Here is a 25,104-nt window from a genome sequence, read left to right on the forward strand (position 1 = left end):
CAGTCAAGCGCGCACCATGGCCCGTGACGAGTGGCAGAAATGACAGTAATACTCGGATTCATGCCAAACTGGTGCGTGATGAAGAAAGTGGTCGCACTCGCGCTGGACGGCGTCATGGCCTTCGACCTGGCCTCCGCCGTGCAGGCGTTCCGGCACGGACCGGGTAAGACCGGCGAGCCGCGCGGGTTCGAGATGCGCACGTGCGGACTGCGCCCGGGACCGGTGTGGACGCCCAACGGCTTCGAATTGCGGGTGGAACACGGGCTCGCGGCGCTCGAGGAGGCCGATATCGTCGTCGTTCCCGGGATCGGCATTCCGACACTGCCCACTCCGCGGGAGGCGCTCACCGCGCTGCGCGATGCGGCGGAACGCGGCGCGACGCTGGTGAGCATCTGCGTCGGCGCGTTCATCCTCGCCGAGGCGGGTCTGCTGGACGGGCGGCCCGCCACTACGCACTGGGCCTACTGCGACGAGTTCGCCGAGCTGTATCCCGGGGTGAAAGTGGACCCGACGGCGCTGTATGTGGACGACGGCGACGTGCTCACGTCGGCGGGCCTCTCGGCCGGTCTCGACCTGTGTCTGCACATCGTCCGCAGGGAACTCGGCGCGCATGCGGCGGCGGAGCTGGCCAGGTGGAACGTCACTTCGCCGCACCGGGAAGGCGGTCAGGCGCAATACATTCCGGAGGGACCCAGCGCTCGCGGTGCCGATGGCGGCCTCGCCGCCACGCTGGCCTGGGCAGTCGCCGAACCGGCTGCGGCGGTGGATGTTTCGGCGCTCGCCGCGCACGCGCTGATGAGCGAGCGCACGTTCATCCGCCGGTTCAAAGCGGAGGTGGGCACCACGCCGCGTCGCTGGCTCGACGCCCAGCGCACCGCACGTGCCCGCGAGCTACTGGAAACTACCCGTTTGCCGGTCGAAGTCGTCGCGGCCGAGGCGGGATTCGGCAGCGTCACCGCCCTGCGGGTGCATCTGCGTGCGGCGACGGGCGCAACGCCGGCCGCGTATCGCCGGTCATTGGGTCGGTGACCAGGACTCGACTCAGCGGTTCTGTGCGAATGGGATTGTGGCGCAGTTTAATCGGATCCCCAAGTGAAGGTTTTTGACACGCATTGCTTCCGCGTAATCCGTCACGGCCGGGCGTAGGTTACTGAATTCACTTGATCCAGTAGGTTTATCAACCGGCACAATGGGGTAAGAATCTTGTTGAGAGATCTTATGTAGTCGTAGCTTATGCTTGAAGTGTTGTTCCTGCTACATACACCGCCCTGATTACTGGCGGTTAACTGATCGACTGACCTACTTCCCTATCGACATCGGACCGCGATCCCGCGGTGCACGGCGAGATCGAGGCGCGAGAGAGGCGGTTGGAGCATGGCCGATCTGGAGACGACGGCGTCCATTCCCCGGATGGGTGCCGAATTCGAGTTCGCGACCGCGAGCACGCCGCTGCGCCGGGCCGCGGGACGGCTGCGGTCGGTGCTGCCGCCAGGGTGGCGCGTCGAGATCGTCGACGCGCCGACCTGGCTCGGCGACCGTGCGCCCGTACTCCGGGTGGTCATGCCGCCGGACTGATCACCCGGTCCAGCCGAGTGGCATGAGCAGCGACTTCTGCTCGCAGAAGGAATCGAGGCCCTCCGGGCCGTTCTCCCGTCCGAGTCCGGAGGCCTTGTAGCCACCGAACGGCGAGCTCGGGTCGAACGCGTACCAGTTGATCGCGTAGGTGCCGGTGCGCACCCGCGCCGCGATCTCGGCGCCGTGCTCGATGTCGGTGGTCCACACCGAACCCGCGAGGCCGTAGACCGAGTCATTGGCGATCGCCACGGCCTCGTCCTCGGTCTCGTACGGGATGACCGACAGCACGGGGCCGAAGATCTCCTCCTGGGCGATGGTGGACTTGTTGTCCACGTCGGCGAAGATCGTCGGCTCGACGAACCAGCCGCGACCCAGCCCCTCCGGCCGGCCACCGCCGAGCGCCAGCCGCGCGCCCTCGGCCTTGCCCTTGGCGATGTATCCCTCCACCCGGTCGCGCTGGCGTTCGGAGATCAGTGGGCCCAACTGCACGGTGGGGTCGCTAGGGTCGCCGACCTTCATCGTCCGCACATGGTCGACCAGCGCGTCGAGGATTTCGTCGTACCGGCTGCGCGGGGCGAGGATGCGCGTCTGCGCGACGCAGCCCTGCCCGCTGTTCATCAGGCCGGAGAACGCGAGCACCGGGATGCCGGCCGCGAGGTCCATGTCGGGCAACAGAATCGCCGCGGACTTGCCACCCAGCTCGAGCGAGACGCTCTTGAGCTGTCCGGTGGCGATCGCGCCGATCTTCCTGCCGACCGCGGTGCTTCCGGTGAAGGTCACCTTGTCCACGCCGGGGTGCGAGACGAGGTACTCGGCCGCGTCGGGCTCGGCGGGCAGCACCGAGAGCACGCCTTCGGGCAGCCCGGCCTCGGTGAAGATGTCCGCGAGCATATTGGCCGTGATCGGTGTCAGCGGGGCCGGCTTCAGCACCACGGTGCAACCTGCCAGCAGGGCCGGAGCGAGCTTGTTGGCCGCGAGGAACAGCGGGACGTTCCACGCGGTCACCGCGGCGACGACGCCGCGCGGCTCGCGGGTCACCCGCGTGGTGCCGAATCCGCCGACCCGCGTTTCGCGCCAGGGGAAGGACTCGGCCAGGGCGGCGTAGGCGTCCAGCGCGGCGACCGCGGGGATCTGGTTGAGCGTCATGGCGATCATCTGCGGCGCGCCGACCTCGGCGGTCAGCGCGGCCAGCAGGTCGGCGGAACGCTGCTCGATCAGCCGTGCGGCCCGGGTGAGCACCGCGGCACGCTCCTGCGGTGGCGTTGCCGGCCACGGGCCGTGGTCGAAGGCGTGCCTGGCCGCGGCGACCGCGGCGTCGACGTCGGCCCGGCTCACCGCGGGTACGCTGCCCACCGGCTCGACCGTGACCGGCGAGATGACCTGGAGGCGCTCGGCGGTGGCTGGCGCGGTCCAGCGCCCGCCGATGAACAAGCTGTCGTAATGCATGAGAACACGTTACAGTTTGCCCCGAATTTTGTCTGTAACGTGTTCCAGTTTTGCCTCCGCTCGACACCCTCGTGAGTGTGAATTCCGACCTCTCGGTTCGCTTTTCGCCGAACGCACTATTGCGTTCTGTTGCTGGAAAGGTCATGCTGTAGCGACAGATCAGCTCGCTCCATTCACCAACCGTTACCGCAAACTGGGGAGTCCGAGTCATGGCGGTGCAAGTGATCGGCCGGTCGCTGATGACCAGTGATCAAACCGAGCATCAGGCGAAGTGTGTCGGCAGCGGAGGATGGGTGGTCTCCTTCCTACCCGGCCGTACCCTGACAATCGAGCAGGCAACCGCGGCTATGCAGGCCGCCGAGGCGGTCGCCGCAGTCGGGATGCTCGCCGATCTGGTCGGTCTCACCACACTGGAAACCGTCGGGTTGGCCATGCGGGAGTCGCCGTGGAGCGAGCCCGTGCACGCACCGTGCGGTAAGCGGCACTGGCGTCGCGGATGGCTGGAGCCTTAGTTCAGCTAACTTTTAGTTGCCACAACGACCAGATTGCTCACGAGTAACTCGCGCACCACTGGTATCCGCACCAGCCACCAGGCCCAGCGCGGGTGATACCGTGGGAAGACCGTGTGGACTTCGGCTGGAGTGCCCGCCGCCCAGCGCAATCCGTCCGCGGCGCGCACCGCGAACAGCGACCTGCCGAACCGGTTCTTGGGTTCCCGCCCGTGCTTGCGCCGATACCGGCGCGCGGCGTACTCACCACCGAGGTAGTGCCACGGCCCGGTCTCGTGCCCGCCGAACGGGCCGTGCCACACCGTGTACGAGAGCACGATCAGTCCACCCGGCCTGGTCACCCGCACCATCTCGTCGGCCATCAACCACGGCTTCGAGACGTGCTCGGCGACGTTCGACGAGAAGCAGATGTCGACCGCGTCGTCGCGGAACGGCAGCGCCATCCCGGACCCGCGAACGGCACCGGCCACCGAACGGCCCGCCGCGTGCATTTCCGACGGGTCCGGCTCCACCGGGATATAGCGCGCTCCGGTGCGGATGAACTCGTCCGCGAAGTACCCCGGTCCGCCCCCGACGTCGAGAATCGTCGCGCCGTCCAGCGACCGGCCGGTGAGGTCGTCGTAGAAGTCGGCGATCATGGCCGCGCTGTCGGCGGCCAGACCGCCGTAGAACAGCGCCGGATCGGTCTGCTCGAACCGGAAACTGCCGAGCAGCCGCAGCGACCGCCGTAGCGTCGCCCGCTGGGCGAACCGGGGCGAGCTGCTGCGCGCGGGCGTTGTTTCGGCTTTGAGCACGGCGCCGAGTTTCGCACAACCCCGATGGTCGGCGTACTGGGCGGGTGCTCGGTTAGGGTGTAGCGCGACATCCGACGTTCCCACCGGGACCGACCGAGAGAAGCTCCACCGTGCGCGAAGTCCTCCTGCTCTGCTGGCGTGACACCGGACACCCGCAGGGCGGCGGCAGCGAGCGGTACCTCGAGCAGGTCGGCGCGCAGCTCGCGGCGCGCGGGGTCAAAGTAACCCTGCGCACGGCCCGTTATCCGGGGGCGGCACGGCGGGAACACGTCGACGGCATCGACATCAGCCGGGCGGGTGGCCGCTACACCGTGTATCCTCAGGCGCTGGCCGCGCTCCTGCTCGCGCGGATCGGACTCGGCCCGCTGCGCGGCGTGCGCCCGGACGCGGTGATCGATACCCAGAACGGCATTCCCTTCTTCGCCTCCGTCGTCACCCGGGCGCCGTCGGTGGTGCTGGTGCACCACGGCCACCGCGAGCAGTGGCCGGTGGCTGGTCGGCTGGTCGGCCGGATCGGCTGGTGGATCGAATCCCGGCTGTCGCCGCGCGTGCACCGGGACAATCAGTATCTGACCGTGTCACTGCCTTCGGCCGAGGAACTGGCCATGCTCGGGGTCGACCGTTCGCGAATCGCGGTGGTTCGCAATGGAGCTGAACCGGTTCCACTCGACGCGCCCACGGGAGCCGCGGAAATGCGGACCGGCGCGCCGACCGTCGTGGTGCTCTCCCGCCTGGTGCCGCACAAGCAGATCGAGGACGCGCTCGCCGCCGTCGCCCGGCTACGCGGCCGCATCCCGGGGCTGCGTCTCGACGTGATCGGCGACGGCTGGTGGGCCGCCAATCTGAAGGACAATGCCCGAGACCTCGGCATTGCCGACGCCGTCACTTTCCACGGCCACGTGGACGAACGCCGCAAACACGAACTGCTCGCCCGGGCGTGGGTGCACGTGCTGCCCTCGCGCAAGGAGGGGTGGGGACTCGCGGTGATCGAGGCCGCCCAGCACGGTGTGCCGACCGTCGGCTACCGGAGTTCGCGCGGGCTCACCGATTCCATCGTCGACGGCGCCACCGGCGTCCTGGTGGACGACGTCGCGCAATTGGCCGACACCGTCGGCGAGCTGCTGGAGGATCCGGCGGCGCGGACGGTCATGGGTGAGAAGGCCCGCGCCCGTGCCCGCGAGTTCTCCTGGGAGCAGACCGGAAACGGTGTCTATGCGGTGCTGGCGGCCGCTGCCCGCGGTGAGCACACCGCGGGCTTGATTGCGGCGCCGCCGGGCGACTGATCTCGTTTCCGGCGCTGGGTAGACCAGCCGCCACCGTGATGTGGCAATCGACTCGGCTCCGTGCGGACTGCGCTTGGCGGCTACACGTGTCTATGGCGATCAGTAACCCGGGGTCGCGCCGTTGAGCGGCGGTAAGTCCGGCCGGGGTTGCGTTGATCGAAGCTATCGCCGGATTTTCGCCCGGGATCGTGCACGCATACCGATAACGACGAGCGGCCCAGCGATAAGTATTGCGCCCCAAAGCGAATGGGCTGCATAGGCGAAGGCGCGCTGTTGTGTTGTCGATTCGCGTCGCTCGATGACGCCGGGCACGCGATACAGCGCGAGGTCGGCGTCCGCATAGGTCGGCTCGAGCTGGGCGAGGGTGGCCGCCGATTCGCCGAGGGGGCCGGGGGTCGTTCGTTCGACGAGCACCCAGCCGACGCCGAGGCGCGCCAGATCCACGGCCGGATCGCCGTGCAGCAGAAGGGCTTCCACTTGTCCGGCGCGGGCTCCTTCGCCGGATACGGTACGGCCATGCACCGGGAGCTCACCGGTCTGCAAGACGTCGCCGGGCAGCATTCGCGGCGCCGGGTCCAGTACCGGCGCGGCGCCGCTGTAGGGGAACTTACGGAACATCCCGCCTGGTAGTACCGCGATGTCGGTGGAATCGTCGACTCGTTCCGCGACCCGCTGCCACCCGTCCGGATAGCGCACGGCTCGAACCGCTGCGCCGACGCCCCAGGCGAGGTCGTAGAGCGGCAGCACGAGCAGCGCGACGAATACGGCTGCGATAGTGGATGTCACGGCCCGGTGCGCCGGCACGGGTTGGTCTGCTGCCGCAGGCTGGGTTGCGGAGAAGCATCCAGCCAGCACACCGCATCCGGCCGCGGCGCACAGCGCATAAGCGGGCATGGCCAAGGCCACGTACTTCTGGGTGTCGCGCAGCAAACCCGCGCCGGGCACGTGCGCGACCAGCCACTCCAGCGCATGCATGCCCCACGGCGTCGCGCCGAGCGTCGGAAACAGGACCGCGACGGCCGCGAGCAGCAGCAACATGCGGCGAACGTGGCGACTGTCCGGATCGTCATCGCCTTTCGCGACGGCACGCAGGCCCAGCGCGACGATCACGAGCAGCGCGACGGTGCCGATCGCGGCGAGCGGCGTGGTGCGCGAGTCCGGCACGGCCTCGGAGTTCCAGATTCCGCCCAGCCCGGCCACGCTGCCCAGCGTGCCGAGCCCGGGTTCGGCACGCGCGGCGAAGGATGCGATACCCGCGGGGTCGGAGGGCTCGCTGCCCGCGCCGGAGAGTGCGGTCGCCGTCAGCCACGGCGCCGACGCGGCCACCCAGAGGGCGACTGTCGCGGGGAGTTGCCGCACGCGGACGAGGGCGATTGCGGTGCAGCCGGCCAACAGCGCGCCGGTCGGCGTGAGGCCCGCCGCTGCCAACGCCACCGCCAGCGCCGCCCACGCGCCCGTCGCCCGGCTGTGCGCGGACGCGATCTGCCGAAGACCTCGGCGTTGTTCTGCCCCGTGGGTTGATGCGGTGCTGCGCAGGCGTCCGGTTGTATCGGCCGCTCGAGCGCTGTGCGGATGCCCTGGTCCAGCGGGTGTCGAGGTGCCTGCTGGCGATTCGAGCGTGTCGACTGGTTGGGCAGTGCTGGTTGGTCCGGCGTGTTCCGGTGGCTCGGCTGTGTCGGCCCAGGTGCCCATGCGCTTCCGCGCCGCGGCAGCGTATCGGAGCCGATAGGCGGCCAGCACCGTCCACGGCAGGGCGGCATAGCCGGTCAGCAGACTCCAGTGGCCCTGCAAAAGACGCTCGGCCACGAAAGGATTCCACAGCGCGACCGTGGCGGCGACCAGTTGTGCGCCGAGCGGCGCTCGCAGCAGTTCGCGCGCGAGGACCGAGCCCCCGTATGCCGCGGCCCACAGCGCGACGACCAGGATCGCCTTGACGATCAGCCCGCCGTCCATGATCGGCGACAGGACCGCGAGCAACGCGTCCTGCGGCACCGCCCGCGGCGCCGCATCGCCCAACCCGAGCGCCGAGTCGGTCGGATAGCTGCGCGGCGTGCTCACCGCATCCCGCAACAGCAGGTACCCCGGTCGCAGCAGCGGCCCGGCCACGAGCAGCGCCACAGCCGCGCTGTAACCCGCGGCCACCACTCGATCCCGACGGCTCACACCCACGCCTGAGCACTGTACGTCCCGGACACCGCCGGCGCGGAGCGGAGCGGAGAGCAGGACGTTCAGTTCGGTACGTCGCGCGGATGCTCGTCGCCGATCCTGCCGTTTCCCAGCATGGCGGTTCCGCCGTTGATCGGCGGGACTCGGCGTCGGCTGGGTGCTCGTCGCCTCTCGCGCGCCCGCTCGGCCGATCGGCGACGACCCTTGCTCAGCTCCAGCTGGCTTCCCCGGGCGCCGACCTGACACTGTATTGTGTGCCGAGCGTCCTCGAGTGCGGCGAGTTCAACGACAGTGCGGCCGGCCGCCCTCGCGCACGGAGGGCATGCGACAACAACTGCTTTCGTGAGCACATGGGTAACTCACCGGGTACGCCCAGAACAAGAGCGCAACCCGACGTAGGACCTGAACGCAAATCTTGCGTCACCCGACTGGTACGGCCTGAAGATTCGGAGAGGCGGGGGAGCGTGTCTGCTGTCCGTCGATTACTTGTGGTGGCGGATTTGACGTGGGTGACGGCCGGGGCGATGACCGCCAACGTCGCCGGATATCTGCTGCAACTGCTGGCTGGTCGATGGCTGGGGGTTACCGGGTACAGCGAGTTCGCGAGTCTGCTCGCGGTGCAGTTGCTGTGCGCGGTGCCCGCGCTGGCCTTGCAGAACGTGGTCGCCCGCGAGCTGGTCCGGGGTGCCGGTGCGGCGGCGCTGCGCGGGTTGCAGTGGCGGTGCGCGCTGATCGTCGCCGTGGTGGCGGCGGTGTTGGTGCCGCTGGTCTCCCTCACGCTGAACGTCGGGGTGGCCGCCACCGCGGCGGCACTGGGTGCCGCGCCCGCGCTGGTGCTCTTGTCCGGCGAGCAGGGGGTCTTGCAGGGAACCAAGCGGTTTCGGGCTCTGGGTGTGGTGCTCGGCGCGGCGGGAATCGCCCGGGTCGCGCCCGCCCTGGTGGTCTTGGCGTTGAGCGGCGGCGCCGCGCTCGCGTTGTGGGCCGCGGCCGGTGGGATCGCGGCGGCGGCGCTGCTGGCCAGGATGGTCGCCGGCTCGCCGTCCAAGCGGATCCGGGCCGGAATCGAGGCGGGCGCGGACGCGGCGGCCACGGGAGTGCTGCCGGTGCTGCTGGCCGCCCAGGTGCAAGCGGCACTGATGGCGCTGCAATCGGCGGACCTGATCGTGGTCCGGATCGTGCTCGACGACGTGGACGCCAGCCGCTACGCACTCGGCACCATCGCCACCAAGATCGCGTTCTGGCTGCCGCAGGCAGTTGGCGTGGTGCTGTATCCGCGGATGGCCCAGCCGACCCAGTCGGCGGGCGCGATCCGGGCCGCGCTGGCAGTGCTCAGCGGCATCGGTCTCGTCGCGGTGCTCGGGGCCGCGCTCGCCGCCCCGCTTGCCCCGTTGCTCGCGGGTGAGGACTACGCCCCGATTCAAGGCCTGCTGTGGCTGTTCGCGCTACACGGAGCGCTGCTGGCCGTGCTGCAGGGCGCGGTGCTCTCGGCCATCGCCGTCGACCGCACCTCGCTCGCGCTGGTCACCTGGCTGGGGCTGGCCGTCGAAGTCACGTTGATGTTGTCGCTGGCCCGCTCGGTCCCGGCCCTGATCACCACGGCTGTGTCCGTCGCGGCCGCTACCACGCTGCTGGTTGCCGTCATCGTCTTGCGCGCAGCCGACAGCACGACACGCCCCGAACCGCTGCGCCCGGTCGGTTGACGAACCACTCCCACGAGCCTGACCCTGCGAACGAATTCGGCTCCCCAGCCGGAAGGCGGGGGAGCCGAATTCAGTGACGTGAGCCGGATCAGGGTTGCTTGTTGATCCGGATCTGCTCGGTGGGCGCGTCATCGCCGCCGCGACCGGCCGGACCCCGAGAAGTGGTGCCGCCCGGACGCTGGCCCGGGGTGCCGCCGGCGCGCGCGGGCGCCGGGGCCGGTCCACCGCGGACGCCGAGGAACACGCCGACGATCAGCGCGATCACACCGAGGACGCCCAGGACGATCGGCATGATCCGGCCGTACAGTGCCAGCTTGTCGATGTTCTTCTTCGCCACCGAGATCTGCGACTCGATGGTGTTCTCGTCGAACACGATGTGCGACTTCAGCGCGGTGACCTCCGGCTTGTCCGCGGTGCGCGAGTAGTACAGGTGCAGCTGCTCGCCGCCCTTGACCACCGTGCCGGTCTGCGGCTCGACCCACAGGTCACGGGTGTTGGTGTAGTACCGGTTCATGGTTACCGGGGTCTCGCCGCCCTCGACGCCCCATTTGGCGGCGGGCAGGTTCAGCCGGTTGGTCGGCGACTGCACCACATCCGACAAGTTGGTGGCGGGCACCGACATCTGGAAGTGGTAGACCTTCATGTTGTTGATCTCGGTCTCTTCGACGAAGGCGGCGTCGAAGGTCTTGCGCACGTTGAGATCGAAGTACGGGTAGGTCTTCTTCTCGGTGCCGATCGGGAACCGGTACTGCAGCCCGGTGTGCTGCACCGGGTCGGCGATGTTCTCGCCTTCCTTGGTGGTGGTGACCGCGATGGAGCCGTTGGGCTCGGTGGAGACCGGCATGCCGGTCACCCGGTCGATGGTCACCCGGTCGATGACCGCGGTCAGCAGGCCGGTGTCTCCCTGCTTGTCGATGCGCCGCAGCGTCTGGCCGGCCTGCACCGTCATCTTCTCGGCGTCGGCCGGGTCCTCGACGGTGAGGAACCGCTGCGAGACCAGCGGGACGTTGGTGTCGACTTTGGCGGAACCCTCCGGCGCGGTCAGCGACCGGGAGTCGAGCACGAGGCTGTCCTCACCGGGCTGATTCGTCGCGATCGTGGTGATCTCCAGATCGAGGGGAGTCTTCGCCAGTTTGTCGACGGTGTAGGTCGGGATCATCAGTGCGGCGACGATCAGCAGCGCGCCGAGACCCACGAGCAGGCAGGCCACCGTCCTTCTGGTACCGGCACTCAGTGCCATGCAAACTCTCCTCGTCGTAGAACACAGGTCGTTCCGGCGAGCACTGCGGGCCGCCCGCGGCACTCGTGAGCCCCGACACTAACAGTCCGATGTCGTACTATGCGGCGTCGAGGCCGGAAACGGCCGAGAAATCGCCCGAGTTTAGCGCGAAATCTGAAACGTCGGGTTATCAACTGTGAATTCGCGAGGCAGACTGGAGCCTGATGACCGCGACGCTGCCCACCACCGCACCGGCCACTGCGCCGGCCACCGAACGGGTGCGCCCACGGGCGTTCGTTCCCGCGCTGGAAGGTATGCGCGGAATGGCCGCTCTCGGCGTCCTGCTGACCCATGTCGCCTTCCAGACCGGAGCCTCCGGCTCTCCGGTCATCGGGCGGGTGTGGGGACGGTTCGACATGGCGGTCGCGGTGTTCTTCGCACTGTCCGGATTCCTGCTCTGGCGCCCGCACGCCGCGGCCGCGCGTGGGCTCGACACCGCCCCGCCAACCGGCTACTACCTGCGGCATCGCGCCGCGCGCATCTTGCCCGCGTACTGGGTGGTGGTGTGTGTGGTCCTGGTGCTGCTGCCCAGTGCGGCGGGGACCGCGGGACTGCGGGTGTGGGTGTCGAACCTGGCGCTGCTGCAGGTGTTCGTGCCGCTGACGCTGACCGACGGGCTGACCCAGATGTGGAGCCTCTCGGTAGAGGTCGCCTTCTATCTGGTGTTGCCGTTGTTTGCCTTCGCACTGGTTCGACTGCGCGGCCCGGCGGCGCGCCGGCGGATCCCGGTGCTGCTCGCCGTGGCCCTGATCAGTCTCGGTTGGAACTTCATTCCGGTGCCGACACCGGACGCCATCCACGCCGACAACTGGCTGCCCGGTTATTTGCCGTGGTTCGCCGCGGGCATGCTGCTCGCCGAACTCGCCGACCATAGCTTACGGCTATCGCGGTGGTGGAAGGTGGCGGGGAACCAGCCGTTGATGTGGACGGTCGCGACCGTCGCTTTTCTGCTCGCCGCGACCGATCTCGCGGGACCGGCCGGGCTGACCCGCGCCGAACCCTGGCAGTACGTGGTGAAGATGGGCTTGGGCGCGATCATCGGGTTCACCTTGCTCGCGCCGCTGGTGCTGCGGGACCCGGCGGCGCGGCCGCACCGCTGGCTGGAATCGCCGGTGGCCGCGACGCTGGGACGCTGGTCCTACGGCATCTTCATCTGGCATCTCGCGCTGCTGACGATCGTGTTCCCCGTGTTCGGCATCCTGCCCTTCTCCGGGGACTTCGGCTATGTCCTCGTTCTCACGATCGCGATCACCCTCCCGGTCGCCGCGGCCAGCTACGCGCTGGTCGAGGAGCCGGTGCGGCGCTGGGTCCGCAAGCGGGATCGGGTGAAGCGGGACCAAGAGCCGCAGCCCGCGCCCTGATCGGCGGCGCGGGTACTGCGTCAGCCGTCCAGTTGCCGGTGCATATCCAGCAGGTGGTGGCGCAGTTCGTGCAAGGTGTGCACCGCGAGCCAACGCAGCGAGCGATCCGCGGGCTCGGGATAAGGGAAGCTCAGGGTGCGTTCCCAGTCCTCGCCGCCGAGTCGCTCCAGCACGTTGGCGAACAGCAGCGCGGCGTCGCGGATCTGGCGGGCCACGTCCGGGGGAGCCTGCTCGGCATAGCCGTCGTGTTCGACTCGCTCCTCCCGGCCCATCGGCGTGACGAGCGGATTGTCCAGGCGGCGGGCGGCCAGCACGCGCTCACGCTGGGCCAGCAGCACATCCCGCATGTGGCAGGCGTATTCGAGCGGCGACCACACGTCGGGCTTGCCGCGCTGCCGTAACTTGTCGATGTCCGCGCCGAGCAGGTCGGCGTACTCCACGGCGTGTTCCCGCGCCAGCGACGGCACCTCGGCCGCCGAAGCCAAATCGTAGACGAAACCGCATTCGGCACAGGTGTTCACGCGTGGTCACGTTAGCAACGAGTGCCGTTGCGGCGCACGGCGAATCCGCGCCTTCGCGATCCCGTGGGTGGCGAGGGTAGTTGTCAGCAGGCCGATCAGTCGGCCGGTCGGCCGAGCTCGTCCCCGGACTCGGCGGACCGCCTCGGGCGCGGCTCGTCGTCGCGCTGGGGCAGCGCCGCGATCCCGACCGCGATGATCGCGATGAGCGCCGGCAGCTGCACCAGCAGCGACCCACCCATATAGCCCTCGGGCGAGCGCCATGGGCCGGTGGACAGCGCGGCCGCGGACAGCGCTGTACCCACGCCCGCCACGACGACGAGTGCCCGAGGGGCCACGCGAGGCCGGAAACGAGCCGCGATCAGTGCGATCACCGTGGCGACCCCACCCACCGGGCCCGCGATCACCGTGGTCGCACCGGCGAGCCCGGCCGCGCCCATCCATCTCCGGCCCCAGCTGCCCGGAGCGGATCCGCCACGCGGAGCTGCTTGCGCGGCAGGCGAATCGGCGACGGCTCGCGTGTTGTCGGCGGCTTCCCGTCGCTTCGCCGTGCGGTCGCGACGGGGAATGGCGAGAACGGTGAGCGGGATGAGCAGCAGCAGGCCGCCGAAGATACCGAGGCGGTACCAGCGGTCGACCGGGAACGAGACGGTGACCGGGCCGGTGGCGTCGGCGGGCAGCAGCCAGGCTTGCTGCCAGCCGTCGACCACCACCGGTTCGAGGACGCGCCCGTCCGCGGTGGTCGCGTGCCAACCGACGTTGGTGCTCAGGGGCAGCACGAGCAGCTGTGTTCCGGCGTCGGACGGGTGCGCGGGGGAAGGCTCCGTCCCGCTGGAGTCCAAGCGCAGGCGGTCGACGAAGAACAGATCGGTCGGCCCGACCGACACGTCGACCCGGCCCTGCGGCAGCGCGAGCTCGCCCGGCGTCTCGGCCGCGTCGTCGGTGCAGACACGAGCGGGAACCGGCGCGCCGGACCGCAATTCGGTGGCGGTCGCGGTGACGGTGGTGGCCAGGATCCGGCCGCCGACCTCGATCGTCGGTCCCAGCGCGCACGGGACGGTGAGCTCGCGGTCCAGCGGCGCGGGCTCGGGGTACTCCGGTCCGAGCACCGTCACCTCCGCCAGGCCGGACGGTTGGGTCTGGGCGAATCCGAGCGCGGTCTGGTCCAGCACCGGCCGCCAGGTGCGCATGCTGAGCTCGATCCGGTCGGTCACGGTGGGATGCAAAGAGACGCGCACCGGCGTACCCGGGTCGGTTTCCTCCAGCTCGCGTACCTGCGGACCGTCGCCGAGATTCACCGTCACCGAGGTCGGCGCCGCGGGCAGGCCGCCGAGCGAGGGGGTCAGCTCCAGGCCGGTCACCAGCGCGGGTTCGGGCAGCTCGATCGTGAGTGTCGGCCTGCCGCCGGTCGGATTACGGACCGAGTCCTCCACGGCGGTCCAGCTCGTGCGCGGATCGCCGTCGGTCGCGGCGAAGGCGGCCCCGCGCAGGTCACCGACGTCGGCCTTGCCCCTGGCTACCGGGCGGGCGTGGTCGGTCAGCAGCGCCTCCAGCGCGGGTCCCTGCCTGGTCCGGACAGTCAGCTCCGGAGTGACCGTCATCGGCTCCGGGACCATCACCGTGCGCTGGAACGTTCCCGGCTCCTCCGGCGCCAACGCGAGGCCCTTGCTGCAACGCACACGGTCGGGCGCGTCGAAACAGGCACTGCGACCGGGGAATTCCTGGCCCAGGTCCCACCCGCGCACCTGAGCCCCCACCGGTGTGGGCGGCAACACCGTCCGATGCCGGATGTCGACGCGGACCGGTGCGTCACGGTCGGAGTAGTCGTTCAGGGCCAGTTCGCTGATGCCGAATTGCCCACCGCGGGAACCGCCTTCGGTGCGGATGGCGGTGATGGTCAGCCAGTCGGTCTTACCCGCGGGCAGCGAAACCGAAACCGTCGCACCGGGTTCCGGCACCCGGACCGAGACGGTGCCATTGGCGGTGCGCACTTCGATCCACTTGACCGGATCGCCGATGGCGGCCGAGCTGGTGGTCAGACTCAGTTGCCCGGTCTTGACCGGGCGATCGAGGTCGAGCCGCAACCACTGTCCCAGCGCGCGTTCGGTGCCGTTGCTGATCCAGGCGGTGGCGGGATCGCCGTCCACGACGGCCGCGGTCGAACTCCCTGGCGCCGCACCGCCGAGCTGGGTGGCGTCCGCGGCCGAACTGGACGCGGTGATCGTCGCGCCGGACCATTCGCCGCGCACCAGCTCCGCGCCGGGCACCGGATAGTCGGGGACCAGGTTGTGCGTGCGGCGCGCGTCATCGGGAGCGCGCAGCGCCGAATTGTGGTTGTCCACCCGGCCGAAATCGGCTTCGCGATCCATCGGGGTGTCGGTGACCGTCACCGGGCCGATCGGCAGCCCGGCTCGCGTCGCGTCGGCGGCCAGCAGGGTGGGAGTCTCGGTGGCGGCGTGGTCGCGGTGCAGTCGTTCGAGCACTTCCGGTGCGCCCTGCACGACCGGAACGTCGCCGAGCGGGACGGTGTACGCCCCGGGGAACGCCTCCGGCGCGCCGGTGCCGCCGCGCACCTCGGCGGGCATTCCCGGACCACGTGCGTCCACCCGGTAGATCTCGATCGCCGGGTACGGCGGGCGCAGATCACCGTCGGCTACCAGGCCGTCGGCGATCACCAGCGATTCGATCGGGTCGCCGAACTCGGCGACCTTGGTCAGCCCGGGTGAGCCGTCCAGCGCTTGGTGGGCCAGCATCGGCCGCGTGGAGCGGGAGGTTTCCGGGTCCAGATCATTGCGCAGCACCACGATGCCGATGCCTTGCGCCGCCAGCGTCGGAGCCAGCCCCGTCGAGGGCCTGCCGTCGGCGATCAGCCGCTGTACCGAATCCATGGCGCGGATGGTGCCTGGCGGGTTCAGCGGCACCGCGTCGCGAATCGCCCACGGCGTGCCGGCCAGCGCTTGCAGGGGTTCGTCGCGGGTCAGTCCCCAGACCTGGCTGCCGAATGGGGCGCCGGGCACTACCAAGGCGCGGGTGTCGGCGGCATTGTGTCGCAGCCAGCCCGCGGTCTGCTGCCAGTAGGCGGGCACCCGATCGTAGGCGCCGCGCGGCGCGAGCTTGCCGGTCCAGGCCAGTGAGGTGGACAGGGCGAGCGCGGTGAGGATCAGCGCGGCGACCGCGACCGCGCGGTCCCGCTCCGGATGGGCGAACGCGCCGCGCCAGACCGGCATCGGCACCGAGCCGGGCAGCGGCACCCGAGCCAGCAGCTGAGCCGAACCGAGCACGAGCGGGATGCGGATCAGTGGCTCCAGCTTGTGCACGTTGCGCAGCGGAGCACCGCCGGAATCCAGGAAGACGCGCACCGACTCCGCGAACGGCCCGCCCAGCTCGCCAACGAACCCCGCGCAGATGCCGACCAGCCCGACGCACAGAATCAGCGCCAGCCTGCCCCGGTACGGCATGGACCGCAGGGCCAAGCCCGCCATGCCCGCCGCCGCGACCAGGCCGGTCGCCAGGACCGCCGCGGGCTGGGTCACCAGCACCGCGCCCGCGATGCGTTCCGGCGAGACGAACGGCGTCCAGCTGTCGGTGCCACGCAGCACCTCGCCAAGCGAGGCCCACTGCGTGGTCACGCCCGAGGATTCGATGTAGTCCAGGAACGGCGGACTCACCTTGCCGAGCAGCAGCAGTGGCACCACCCACCAGAACGTGGCGAGCACGAGCAGCGGAATCCACGCCGCGGTGAAGCGCCACCAGCGCCGGTTCGGCCGGTAGGAACCCCACCAGAGCAGCGCGGGTAGGAAGGCGGCGACTGTCGCCACCGCGTTGACCGAGCCCATCAGGGCCAGGGCCAGCGCACTACCCGCGGGCGATGCGGCTCCGCCGCGCCGCCGGTCCCGTTGGGCGATGCCGAGGGCGGCCGGCGCGAGCAGTACCCAGGGGGCCAGCATCATCGGCAGCGTCTCCGAGGAGATCGAGCCGAGCGTGGTCAGCACCCGTGGCGACAGCGCGAACGCGATCGCCGCGACGACGCGCGACCCGCGCGTGCCGATACCGAGTGTCTCGCACAGCCGGATGATTCCCCAGAATCCGGCGAGCAGCAGCAGCGCCCACCAGATCCGCTGGGTCATCCAGGCGGGCACGCCGAGCACATGGCCCAGCGAGAAGAACGCGCCGTGCGGAAAGAAATATCCGTAGGCTTGGTTCTGCACCTGGCCCATCGGCGCCTGGCTGCTCCACAGATGGCTCGCGCGTTCCAGGAAGCCGAGCGGATTCTGCGCCAGGTCGTATTTCGTGTCGGCGACCGTGCGTCCGGGCGCCTGTGCGAACGTCAGCAGGAACGCCGCGACGACCGTCGCGGCGAACCAACGTCTACCGAGCGGCGCGGTGCTGTGCTGCCCCGGCGCCGCGGAGGATCCGAGCGAGTCGGCAGGTGAAGGTGAGGTCAGCTTGTCAGCGGCTGCCGTACTCAACGTTGTTCAGCAGCGAGGAGTCCTTGTCGCCGCTGCGGTCGATCTCCGGTCGCGTGTTCTGCTGCACGGCCACGGTGATGAGGAGAACACCGATCACGCCCAGTACGGCGCCCGCGACCGCACTCGCAATACCCGGGACAGCAAACTTCATCGCGGCAACTCCAATACGTCGATGCAGGCACGTTCCCGGTCAACCTAGCAGGACGTCCGGTATTTGTATGCGTTCAGGCCGCGGAATCTCGATCGACTTGTCCCGCGGACCGGCGCCGCGGACGCGCTGACCAGCATGTGACCGGCCACACAGTCCGAACCGGCAGCTGGGGAAATCAGTGTCCGGGGAGCGTGCAGTGCAGCGCGCCGAGCAGGGTGCGCAGCTTCGCGGTGGTCTCTTCCAGCTCCGCCTGCGGGTCGGAGGCCGCGACGATGCCGCCGCCCGCGTACGCGTGCACCGTGCGTCCGTCGGCCGAGAGCTCCGCACTGCGGATAGCGACCATCCACGCGCCGTCGCCGTCCGCGTCGCACCAGCCGACCGCTCCGCCGTAGAACCCGCGGTCTTCCTCGATGTGCGCGATGGTGTCCAGGGCGAGGTGGGTCGGGGTGCCGCAGACCGCCGGCGTCGGGTGCAGCAGCACCGCCAAGTCGAGCGCGGTGATCGAGGTGTCGCGCAGGCGTCCGGTGATCGGCGTCGCGAGGTGCCATACTTCGTGCGTGCTGATCAGCTCCGGGCTGTCCGGAATGGACAGTTCGGCGCAGATCGGCCCGAGTCGATCCCTGATCCAGTCGATCACGAACGCGTGCTCGTCGCGATTCTTCGTGCTGGCCAGCAGTTCTCGGGCCTGCGCGGCGTCGGCGGCCGGGTCGGGCAGCCGCGGCAGGGTGCCCGCCAGCGGACGCAGCGTCACGGTCTCGCCGTTCCGGGCGATCAGCACTTCCGGCGTGGCCCCGACCAGGGTCGCCCCGGGGCGTCCCGCGGGCGTCAGGTCGACGGCGAAGACGTTCGCGTGCGGATGCCTGGTCAGCAGGTGTCCGGCGACGAGTTCCGGATCCAGCGTGAACTCCGCCTCCACCAGCACCGATCGTGCCGCGACGACCTTGCGCAGCGGCTGCGCCGGATCACCCAGCTGCTCGACCAATTTCGTCACCCGCGCGACATGCTCTGCCGGGCTGGGTATTTCGGCGACCACCCGGACCGCGGGCAGATCGGGCAGCGCGGCGGGCCGCCACGGACCGGCCGTGTGCTCGGCGCGTTCGGGCACACTCAGGGCTGCGGGCCTGCGCGGATCGAAGGGCAGCGCACCCACGACCAGCTCCGCGCTGCCGTCCCGCAGCGCGGCCACCGCCCGCTGCGCGTCATCGAAGACGACCCGGCTCCCGTACCCCCGAACAACTCCGTCGGCGCGAGCAAGCAGGAACCCATCCATGGGACCAAACTAACCCCGTCATCGGTGTCCCATAGCTGTCGAGCGATCCAAGTCTCACCTGTCAGGGATTCTTCCCGGGCGGCACGAGCAGCACGGGCCGGTGGCAGTGCTTGAGGACGGCGTCGGCCACGCTGCTGTGCAGGAGCGCGCGGATACCGGTGGCGCCGCGAGTGCCGGCGACGATGATGTCGACGTCCAATTCGTCGGCACAGTCGACGATGGCGTTCCAGATGGTCGAAGTGCATTCGGCGGTGCGCGCCTCCGCGTTCAGGCCCGCCAGCTCGGCCAGCCGCGCGCCCTCGGAGTTGATGGCGCGGGCGTCCACGTAGGCGATGTCCTCGATCTCGTCGTCGGGCACCCATTCCGGTTGCATGACACCCGACAGCCCGGAGAGACGGGCGGCTTGCCGCACCATCGGTTCCCACGCGGTCAGCACGATGGCTCGATTCGCGGTGAGGAACCGCCCGGCGTATTCGACGGCGCGCTTGGCGTTCTCGGAGCCGTCGTAGGCGATGAGCATCAGATCGCAGGGCACGGTGACCTCCTGAGGGAGACGCACGGTGATACCAAGAGACTACCCCGCTCGCCCTGTCCGAATCAGCTTGTACACCGTCCCGACCTGCGCGAACGCAGTCGAGTAGCGCGAGATGGCGCCGCGCGGGCTCCCGAGCCGAGTCGGCCTTGGCGAGGATCGCACGAGCGGCAGCGTGCTGCGTCGATCCGAGCAGCCTGGACGAATTGCCCACGAGGCCAACAGCATTGCCCTGTGTTGGACCGACCCCGCATGCCGCTCGATCGCCGTCGCCTCCGAGCCCGCGAGTTGCCCGCCCGGTAGGCACCCAGCGGGTGCGGTCGTCCACGCCGCGGCGAGTACGGTTGACCTCTATGCGGAAGACGCCTCTGCTCGTCCTCGCCGTTCTCGCCGCCATCGTGAGCGCCTGCTCCAACGGCGGTTCCTCCGATTCGGCGTCGCCGAGCAGCACCACCCCGGACCCGGCCACCGCCGCGGTCCCGGTCACGTCCGCGGCGCCGCCGGATTGCACGGCCGGGTACCTCGCGCAGTTCACCACCCGCGAGAAGCTGGCACAGCTGCTGACGGTCGGCGTCACCGGCACGGCCGACGCCACGAACGTGGTGCGCAGCGAGCAGATCGGCGGCATCTTCGTGGGCGGCTGGACCGACCAGGCGATGCTCGGATCGGGCCAGATAACGCAGGTCAAGGAGGCGGCCAGGGTTCCGCTCATGGTGACCATCGACGAGGAGGGCGGCCGCGTCTCCCGCGTTCGGGACCTGATCGGCCCGGCGCCATCCGCGCGGGTGACGGCGCAGACCATGAGCCCCGAGGAGTTCTACAGCGCGACGCTGGACCGAGGGCGTGCGCTGAAGGACGTCGGCGTGACGGTGAACTTCGCTCCCGACGTCGACGTCAGCTCCCAGCCTGACGACACGGTCATCGGCGACCGTTCCTTCTCCGACGATCCCGCCGTGGTCACCCGCTACGCGGACGCGTACATCCAGGCGATGCGTGAGGTCGGTGTCGGCACGGTGATGAAGCACTTCCCCGGTCACGGGTCCGGCTCCGGCGACTCGCACACCGGCGCGGTGCGCACCCCGCCGCTAGCGCAGCTGCAGACCGTGGACCTGGTGCCGTTCCGCGAGCTGATCGGCTCGGGCGCGGCGGTCATGGTCGGCCACTTGGACGTGCCCGGCCTGACCACTCCGGATGTCCCGGCCAGCATCAGTCCCGAGGTGATGGCGCTGCTGCGCGAGGGCCGCGGCTATGGCGCCGCGCCGTTCCAGGGACCGATCTTCACCGACGACCTGGGCGGGATGGCGGCGATCACCAGCCGGATGTCGATCGAGGACGCCGTCGAGGCCGCACTCGTCGCCGGCGCCGACAACGCCCTGTGGATCACCACCGACGCGGTGCCGCGGGTGCTCGACCGGCTGGAACAGGCGGTGTCGAGTGGACGCCTCCCGATGGCGCAGGTGGATGGATCGGTGCTGCGGATGGCCGCTTTCAAGGGTGCGTTGCCGCGCTGCTGAGGTAGCCGCATAGGGCCGAGCGAAGGCTCGAGGCAACTGCTCGAGCGCCGGGGCGAGGGACGGCTCGAGGCGGCCGCACGGCCGAGTCGGGGCGACCGGTGGGCAAATCGGGCCGCCCGAACTTACCTTGGAGTAATATATGAGATTCACCTGTGGTAGGAGTGTGGATGGCGGGCGGAACGAAGCGACTTCCGCGGGCGGTACGCGAGCAGCAGATGCTCGACGCCGCGGTGGAGGTTTTCTCGCGTAAAGGCTTCCACGACACCTCGATGGACGCGATCGCCGCCGAGGCGAAGATCTCGAAGCCGATGCTGTACCTGTATTACGGCTCCAAGGACGAACTATTCCGCGCCTGCATCCAGCGCGAGGGGATGCGCTTCATCGAATCCGTCGCACCGGCGGGCAACCCGTTGCTGTCGCCGCACGAGCAGGTTCGCACCGCGCTGGAGGGTTTCCTCGGCTTCGTCGACCGCAATCGCCGCTCCTGGCAGGTGCTCTACCGGCAGGCCATCGGTCAGCAGGCGTTCGCGTCGGAGATCGAGAACGCGCGCGAGCGCGTCATCGAATTGACTGCCAAACTGCTGGAGTCCAGCGCCAAGCACGCCGAGCCCGGGACGAATTTCGACGTCGTCGCGGTCGCCGTGATCGGCGCGGGCGAGGCCATCGCCGACCGGTTGGCCAGTGGCCGGATCGAGGTCGCGGAAGCAGTCGACCTCCTGGACGACCTCGCCTGGCGCGGTCTGGCCGGCCGCAAGAAGGCCGAGTAGCCCGGCTTTTGCCCAGCCCGGTTGCTTCCGCGCCGCTCTCCTGCCAGAGTGCGTGAGTTCGACAAATGCGGACCGGCTCATTCGGTCGAGCCGGGGGAACGGGGCGGAAGTGTTCGGGTTGCTCAGGCCGTGCGCGCACGGCGCTCAGAAGTATGGAATCGACACCACGGAGTGGCGTGCCCATCTGTGCGGGTTATGTCTCGGGCTGCGGGACGGGCACGGTCAGCTCGCCCGCGCCACGACCAACAAGGACGCGCTGGTGCTGAGCATGCTCACCGAGGCGCAGTCCGGTGCGGCGCCGCGCACCACGGCGGCACCGTGCCCGCTGCGCGGAATGCGACGGGCCTCGGTGGCCACTGCGGACTCGCCCGGCGTGCAGCTGGCCACAACGGCCTCATTGCTGTTGGCGGCAGCCAAGATTCGCGATCACGTGGATGACGGTGAGGTGGCCGCGCTCGCGCGTGGACCGCTGGCGAAAGCGGCGACGCGGTGGGCGCGGGAAGCACGCGCGGGCGCCGCGCGGATCGGTCTCGATGTCGAACCCCTCGTCGCCGCGCTCGATGCCCAAGTGCAACTGGAGCAGGAGGTGAAAGAGCTGGTCGCCGTGGGCGGCTCGAGTGCGGCCGCGCCGCGGGCGGGTGGGTTCGTGCCGGAATTGCTTGCTGTGTCCTCGCATTGGCAGTCGGCGATGGCGCCGTCGGCCGATCCGCTGGATCGGCTCACCGCACCCACTCAGCTGTGCGCGTCGGCGTTCTTCGCCCACACTGCCGTGCTGGCCGATCGCCCCGCCAATGTCGAAGCCCTGCGCGAGGCGGGGTGGCAGTTCGGCCGGATCGCGCATCTGGCCGACGCCGTCGCGGACTATGACGGGGACTTGTCCGGTGGCAGCTTCAACCCGCTCGCGAGTACCGGGACTACCATCTCGGAGGCGTACGATCTACTGCGCCAATCGAATTCGCGCCTGCGCGCCGCAATAGCCGCAGCCGAGCTGAGCCGGGTGCCGACCGTACGCTGGATGCTGCTCGACCCGCTCACCTCGGTGCTGCGGCGGATCGGCAACGGCCTCGGGACGTTCGCCGCGCACACCTGCTCGGTGTCGCGTGACTCCGCCGGACTGCCGCACGCCGAGGTCCGCCCCCACATGCACCGCACCGGTCATCGTCCACCGACGCGTCGCCCCGGACTAGGTGGATCCCTCGCACTCATCCTGGGCGGGTACTGCACCGGTTATGCCTGCTGCGCCGACCACACGCAACCCTGCACCGGCGAACGCAAGGACGCCTGGATAAAGAACTGCGATTGCAGCAATTGCGATTGCGGCGAGTTCGATTGCAGCTGTTGCAATTGCGGCGACTGTGGCTGCTGCAATTGCGATTGTAGCTGCGACTGCTGAACGCGGCCAAGGCCGACATCGTGAAATGCGCGAAGCCGCTGCCGGATTCGCCCGAATCCGGCAGCGGCTTCGGTTGCTCAGCGAAGGGTCGCCGTCAGATGCGGGTAGCCCTTCTTCGGGTGGCGCAGCGCCAGATCCCAGCCGCCTTCGACTTGGTCGGCGTACACGTTCACGGTGGAGGGCAGCAGAATCGGCTTGCCGAACTTGACCGCGTACGCGGTCTTCTCCGGAATGCGGCCCTCGATCGAGCCGAGGACGGCCGCCGCCGACCACATGCCATGCGCGATCGGCCTGCGGAAGCCGAATGCCTTGGCGCCCAACCCGGACGTATGGATCGGGTTGTGGTCACCGGACGCGGCCGCGTACCGGGTGATCGTCTGCTGCTCCACCCGCAACGTGCGCAGCGGCGGAGGCGGGACCTCTTCCGGCTTCGGCTCCGGCTTCGGCCCGCCCGACAACGAGGTGCGCTGCTGGTGCAGGAACGTGGTGACCTGGTGCCACACCAGCTCACGCCCCACCTTCACGTCGCTGATCGCGTCGACGAGCAGACCCTTCGGGTGCTCGCGCAGATTCTCGATGTGCGTGCGGATGTCCAGCGGCTCGCTCACCGAGATGTCGCGACTGCGCTCGATGACATTCTCCGCGTGCACCGCACCTACCGCGACGAACGGAAAGTCCCGTGCCACCACCAATTGCATGGCAAGCGGGAAGGTGAGGATGAACGGGTAGGTCAGCGGCAGCGCGTCGCCGAAGCGCAGACCGGTCGCCCGGCAGTAGGCGGCCAGGTGATCGGGGTCGACCCGCAGACCCTCCAGTTGCACGGCCCGGTCCGGTAGCGTCGGCTTGCGCGCCGACAGCAGCGGCACCGCGCCGAGTGCCGCCTTGGCGAACAGCCGGCTGTTCTTCGGTGGTTCGGTGAGCGTGATCACCTGTGTCTGTTCCCCCGCTGCTGCGCCGTGGGACATCATGCTCCGATCAGGCTCTGCCCGCAGACCCGAACGACGTTGCCGGTCACCGCGTTCGAGGCCGGGCTCGCGAAGTAGGCGATGGTCTCGGCGACGTCGACGGTTTGTCCGCCCTGCTGCAACGAACTCATCAACCGGCCCGCCTCACGGGTGGCCAGCGGGATGGCGGCGGTCATCGCGGTTTCGATGAAACCGGGCGCGACGGCGTTGATGGTGATGTTCTTCTCCGCCAGCTTCGGCGCCTCGGCGGCGACCATGCCGATGACGCCCGCCTTGGATGCGCCGTAGTTGGTCTGGCCGCGGTTGCCCGCGATGCCGGCGATCGAGGATACGTCGATCACGCGACCGCCCTCTTTCAGCGCACCCCGGGCCACCAAGCCCTCGGTAATGCGATGCGGCGCGGCGAGATTCACGTTGATGACCGAGTTCCAGCGACCCTCGTCCATGTTCGCCAGCAGCTTGTCGCGGGTGATGCCCGCGTTGTGCACGACGATGTCGATGCCGCCGAAGCGCTCGGTGGCGAATTCGGCCAGCTTCTCGGCTGCGTCGGGGGCGGTCACGTCGAGCGCGAGCGCGGTGCCGCCGACCTTGTTCGCGGTCTGCGACAGCGCCTCGCCCGCGGCCGGGATGTCGGCCACGATCACCTGGGCGCCATCGCGGGCGAACACCTCGGCGATGGTCGCGCCGATCCCGCGCGCCGCGCCGGTGACCACAGCGACCTTGCCCTCCAGCGGGCGGTCCCAGTCGGCGGGCGCGGTCGCGTCGTCCTTGCCGACGCGGATGACCTGGCCGTCGACGAACGCCGACTTGGCCGAGAGCAGGAAGCGCAGGGTGGACTCCAGGCCGGTCGCGGCGGCCGCTGCCTCGGGGTGCAGATACACCAGCTGGGCGGTCGCGCCGCGCCGCATCTCCTTGGCCACCGAGCGGGTGAAGCCCTCCAGCGCCCGCTGCGCGATCTGCTCGTCCACGCTGGACGCCAGCTCGGGCGTGGTGCCGATGACCACGACGCGCCCGGACGGGGCGATATTGCGCATGGCGGGCTGGAAGAACTCGAACAGTTGCGAGAGGTCCTCGATCGTGCCGATGCCGGTGGCATCGAACACCAATGCGCCGTACTTGGTTTCGGGGCTGAGCGCGTCGGCGAAGGTGTAGTCCGACAGCAGCGCGCGGACCGGCTCGGCGACCCGGCCCTTGCCGCCGAGCAGCACCGGACCGGGCAGTGGCGGCTGGCCCTTGACGTAGCGACGCAAAGTCTCCGGCTGCGGCAGGCCGAGCTTGCCGGCCAGGAACGCGCCGGGAGCGGAGTGTACGAACGATCCGTAGAGGTTGGGAGCACCCTTGTTCTTGCTGGCTGCCACTATTCCTACCTTTTCTGAGTTCTGGCTCTCTGGTTGGAGGTCGCCCCGGCGTGG

20 protein-coding genes are annotated in these 25,104 nt (G+C 69.6%); 9 read left to right on the top strand and 11 right to left on the bottom strand.

The window, feature by feature from the left end:
* Nucleotides 1-78 precede the first annotated feature (78 nt).
* A complete protein-coding gene (locus AB0M45_RS00570; protein WP_364320953.1) occupies nt 79-1,029 on the top strand; it encodes a helix-turn-helix domain-containing protein in 951 nt (316 codons plus the stop codon).
* 345 nt (nt 1,030-1,374) lie between these two features.
* A complete protein-coding gene (locus AB0M45_RS00575) occupies nt 1,375-1,575 on the top strand; it encodes a hypothetical protein (protein ID WP_364320955.1) in 201 nt (66 codons plus the stop codon).
* Here AB0M45_RS00575 and AB0M45_RS00580 read toward each other — a convergent pair whose 3' ends face one another.
* A complete protein-coding gene (locus tag AB0M45_RS00580; RefSeq protein WP_364320958.1) occupies nt 1,576-3,021 on the bottom strand; it encodes an aldehyde dehydrogenase in 1,446 nt (481 codons plus the stop codon).
* Nucleotides 3,022-3,230: 209 nt separating this feature from the next.
* Between AB0M45_RS00580 and AB0M45_RS00585 the strand changes: the two genes are divergently transcribed.
* Complete coding sequence (locus tag AB0M45_RS00585; RefSeq protein WP_040784748.1) at nt 3,231-3,533, top strand: hypothetical protein; 303 nt, start codon at nt 3,231-3,233, stop codon at nt 3,531-3,533.
* Between the two features lie 5 nt (nt 3,534-3,538).
* On the opposite strand, the gene AB0M45_RS00590 is transcribed toward AB0M45_RS00585, so the two are convergent.
* A complete protein-coding gene (locus AB0M45_RS00590) occupies nt 3,539-4,324 on the bottom strand; it encodes a class I SAM-dependent methyltransferase (protein ID WP_364320962.1) in 786 nt (261 codons plus the stop codon).
* A 110-nt stretch (nt 4,325-4,434) separates the two neighbouring features.
* Here AB0M45_RS00590 and AB0M45_RS00595 point away from each other — a divergent pair, with 110 nt between their 5' ends.
* Nucleotides 4,435-5,607, top strand: a complete 1,173-nt coding sequence (locus tag AB0M45_RS00595) for a glycosyltransferase family 4 protein (RefSeq protein ID WP_364320965.1) — start codon at nt 4,435-4,437, stop codon at nt 5,605-5,607.
* A 162-nt stretch (nt 5,608-5,769) separates the two neighbouring features.
* Here AB0M45_RS00595 and AB0M45_RS00600 read toward each other — a convergent pair whose 3' ends face one another.
* Nucleotides 5,770-7,776 (bottom strand): hypothetical protein, encoded by a 2,007-nt coding sequence (locus AB0M45_RS00600; RefSeq protein WP_364320968.1) that lies wholly within the window; start codon nt 7,774-7,776, stop codon nt 5,770-5,772.
* Between the two features lie 521 nt (nt 7,777-8,297).
* On the opposite strand from AB0M45_RS00600, the gene AB0M45_RS00605 reads away from it, so the two are divergent.
* The gene (locus AB0M45_RS00605; RefSeq protein WP_364321741.1) at nt 8,298-9,473 is read left to right on the top strand and encodes a polysaccharide biosynthesis protein; all 1,176 of its coding nucleotides are present in this window, start codon (nt 8,298-8,300) and stop codon (nt 9,471-9,473) included.
* An 88-nt stretch (nt 9,474-9,561) separates the two neighbouring features.
* Here the strand turns inward: AB0M45_RS00605 and AB0M45_RS00610 are convergent, their stop codons facing one another.
* Nucleotides 9,562-10,713 (bottom strand): DUF3068 domain-containing protein, encoded by a 1,152-nt coding sequence (locus AB0M45_RS00610; RefSeq protein ID WP_364320971.1) that lies wholly within the window; start codon nt 10,711-10,713, stop codon nt 9,562-9,564.
* Between the two features lie 203 nt (nt 10,714-10,916).
* Here AB0M45_RS00610 and AB0M45_RS00615 point away from each other — a divergent pair, with 203 nt between their 5' ends.
* Entirely contained in the window at nt 10,917-12,113 is a 1,197-nt protein-coding gene (locus AB0M45_RS00615; RefSeq protein ID WP_364320974.1) for an acyltransferase, read from the top strand.
* A 20-nt stretch (nt 12,114-12,133) separates the two neighbouring features.
* Here AB0M45_RS00615 and AB0M45_RS00620 read toward each other — a convergent pair whose 3' ends face one another.
* The 5 genes from AB0M45_RS00620 to AB0M45_RS00640 form a co-directional block, all read right to left on the bottom strand.
* A complete protein-coding gene (locus AB0M45_RS00620) occupies nt 12,134-12,634 on the bottom strand; it encodes a DinB family protein (RefSeq protein WP_364320977.1) in 501 nt (166 codons plus the stop codon).
* Nucleotides 12,635-12,729: 95 nt separating this feature from the next.
* On the bottom strand, nt 12,730-16,965 hold the full coding sequence (locus AB0M45_RS00625; protein ID WP_364321744.1) for an alpha-(1->3)-arabinofuranosyltransferase: 4,236 nt from the start codon (nt 16,963-16,965) through the stop codon (nt 12,730-12,732).
* Between the two features lie 115 nt (nt 16,966-17,080).
* Nucleotides 17,081-17,251 carry a DUF2613 domain-containing protein gene (locus tag AB0M45_RS00630; protein ID WP_364320980.1) on the bottom strand — a complete coding sequence of 57 codons (171 nt, stop codon included), beginning with the start codon at nt 17,249-17,251 and terminating at the stop codon, nt 17,081-17,083.
* Between the two features lie 175 nt (nt 17,252-17,426).
* Entirely contained in the window at nt 17,427-18,521 is a 1,095-nt protein-coding gene (locus AB0M45_RS00635) for an isochorismate synthase (protein WP_364320983.1), read from the bottom strand.
* Nucleotides 18,522-18,582: 61 nt separating this feature from the next.
* Nucleotides 18,583-19,056 carry a universal stress protein gene (locus AB0M45_RS00640; protein WP_364320986.1) on the bottom strand — a complete coding sequence of 158 codons (474 nt, stop codon included), beginning with the start codon at nt 19,054-19,056 and terminating at the stop codon, nt 18,583-18,585.
* Nucleotides 19,057-19,406: 350 nt separating this feature from the next.
* Here AB0M45_RS00640 and AB0M45_RS00645 point away from each other — a divergent pair, with 350 nt between their 5' ends.
* From AB0M45_RS00645 to AB0M45_RS00655, 3 genes are all read left to right on the top strand, one after another.
* Nucleotides 19,407-20,567, top strand: coding sequence for a glycoside hydrolase family 3 N-terminal domain-containing protein (locus AB0M45_RS00645; protein ID WP_364320990.1), 1,161 nt, complete (start codon nt 19,407-19,409; stop codon nt 20,565-20,567).
* Between the two features lie 167 nt (nt 20,568-20,734).
* Entirely contained in the window at nt 20,735-21,334 is a 600-nt protein-coding gene (locus AB0M45_RS00650) for a TetR/AcrR family transcriptional regulator (protein ID WP_195127634.1), read from the top strand.
* A gap of 109 nt (nt 21,335-21,443) precedes the next feature.
* On the top strand, nt 21,444-22,727 hold the full coding sequence (locus tag AB0M45_RS00655; protein ID WP_364320993.1) for a DUF5685 family protein: 1,284 nt from the start codon (nt 21,444-21,446) through the stop codon (nt 22,725-22,727).
* 77 nt (nt 22,728-22,804) lie between these two features.
* On the opposite strand, the gene AB0M45_RS00660 is transcribed toward AB0M45_RS00655, so the two are convergent.
* Entirely contained in the window at nt 22,805-23,695 is an 891-nt protein-coding gene (locus AB0M45_RS00660) for a MaoC/PaaZ C-terminal domain-containing protein (RefSeq protein ID WP_364320996.1), read from the bottom strand.
* Nucleotides 23,692-25,050 (bottom strand): 3-oxoacyl-ACP reductase, encoded by a 1,359-nt coding sequence (locus tag AB0M45_RS00665; protein ID WP_364320999.1) that lies wholly within the window; start codon nt 25,048-25,050, stop codon nt 23,692-23,694. The genes AB0M45_RS00660 and AB0M45_RS00665 overlap by 4 nt, the downstream gene beginning before the upstream one ends.
* Nucleotides 25,051-25,104: the final 54 nt, after the last annotated feature.

It is taken from the genome of Nocardia sp. NPDC051787, from assembly GCF_040681325.1.
Classification (GTDB): Bacteria; Actinomycetota; Actinomycetes; order Mycobacteriales; family Mycobacteriaceae; genus Nocardia.

Coding starts and splice junctions, on each gene's coding strand:
- AB0M45_RS00580 (WP_364320958.1), bottom strand. CDS start 3,021: ATGCATTACGACAGCTTGTTCATCGGCGGGCGCTGGACCGCGCCAGCC.
- AB0M45_RS00570 (WP_364320953.1), top strand. CDS start 79: ATGAAGAAAGTGGTCGCACTCGCGCTGGACGGCGTCATGGCCTTCGAC.
- AB0M45_RS00630 (WP_364320980.1), bottom strand. CDS start 17,251: ATGAAGTTTGCTGTCCCGGGTATTGCGAGTGCGGTCGCGGGCGCCGTA.
- AB0M45_RS00645 (WP_364320990.1), top strand. CDS start 19,407: ATGCGGAAGACGCCTCTGCTCGTCCTCGCCGTTCTCGCCGCCATCGTG.
- AB0M45_RS00575 (WP_364320955.1), top strand. CDS start 1,375: ATGGCCGATCTGGAGACGACGGCGTCCATTCCCCGGATGGGTGCCGAA.
- AB0M45_RS00610 (WP_364320971.1), bottom strand. CDS start 10,713: ATGGCACTGAGTGCCGGTACCAGAAGGACGGTGGCCTGCCTGCTCGTG.
- AB0M45_RS00615 (WP_364320974.1), top strand. CDS start 10,917: ATGACCGCGACGCTGCCCACCACCGCACCGGCCACTGCGCCGGCCACC.
- AB0M45_RS00660 (WP_364320996.1), bottom strand. CDS start 23,695: ATGATGTCCCACGGCGCAGCAGCGGGGGAACAGACACAGGTGATCACG.
- AB0M45_RS00650 (WP_195127634.1), top strand. CDS start 20,735: ATGGCGGGCGGAACGAAGCGACTTCCGCGGGCGGTACGCGAGCAGCAG.
- AB0M45_RS00635 (WP_364320983.1), bottom strand. CDS start 18,521: ATGGATGGGTTCCTGCTTGCTCGCGCCGACGGAGTTGTTCGGGGGTAC.
- AB0M45_RS00585 (WP_040784748.1), top strand. CDS start 3,231: ATGGCGGTGCAAGTGATCGGCCGGTCGCTGATGACCAGTGATCAAACC.
- AB0M45_RS00605 (WP_364321741.1), top strand. CDS start 8,298: ATGACCGCCAACGTCGCCGGATATCTGCTGCAACTGCTGGCTGGTCGA.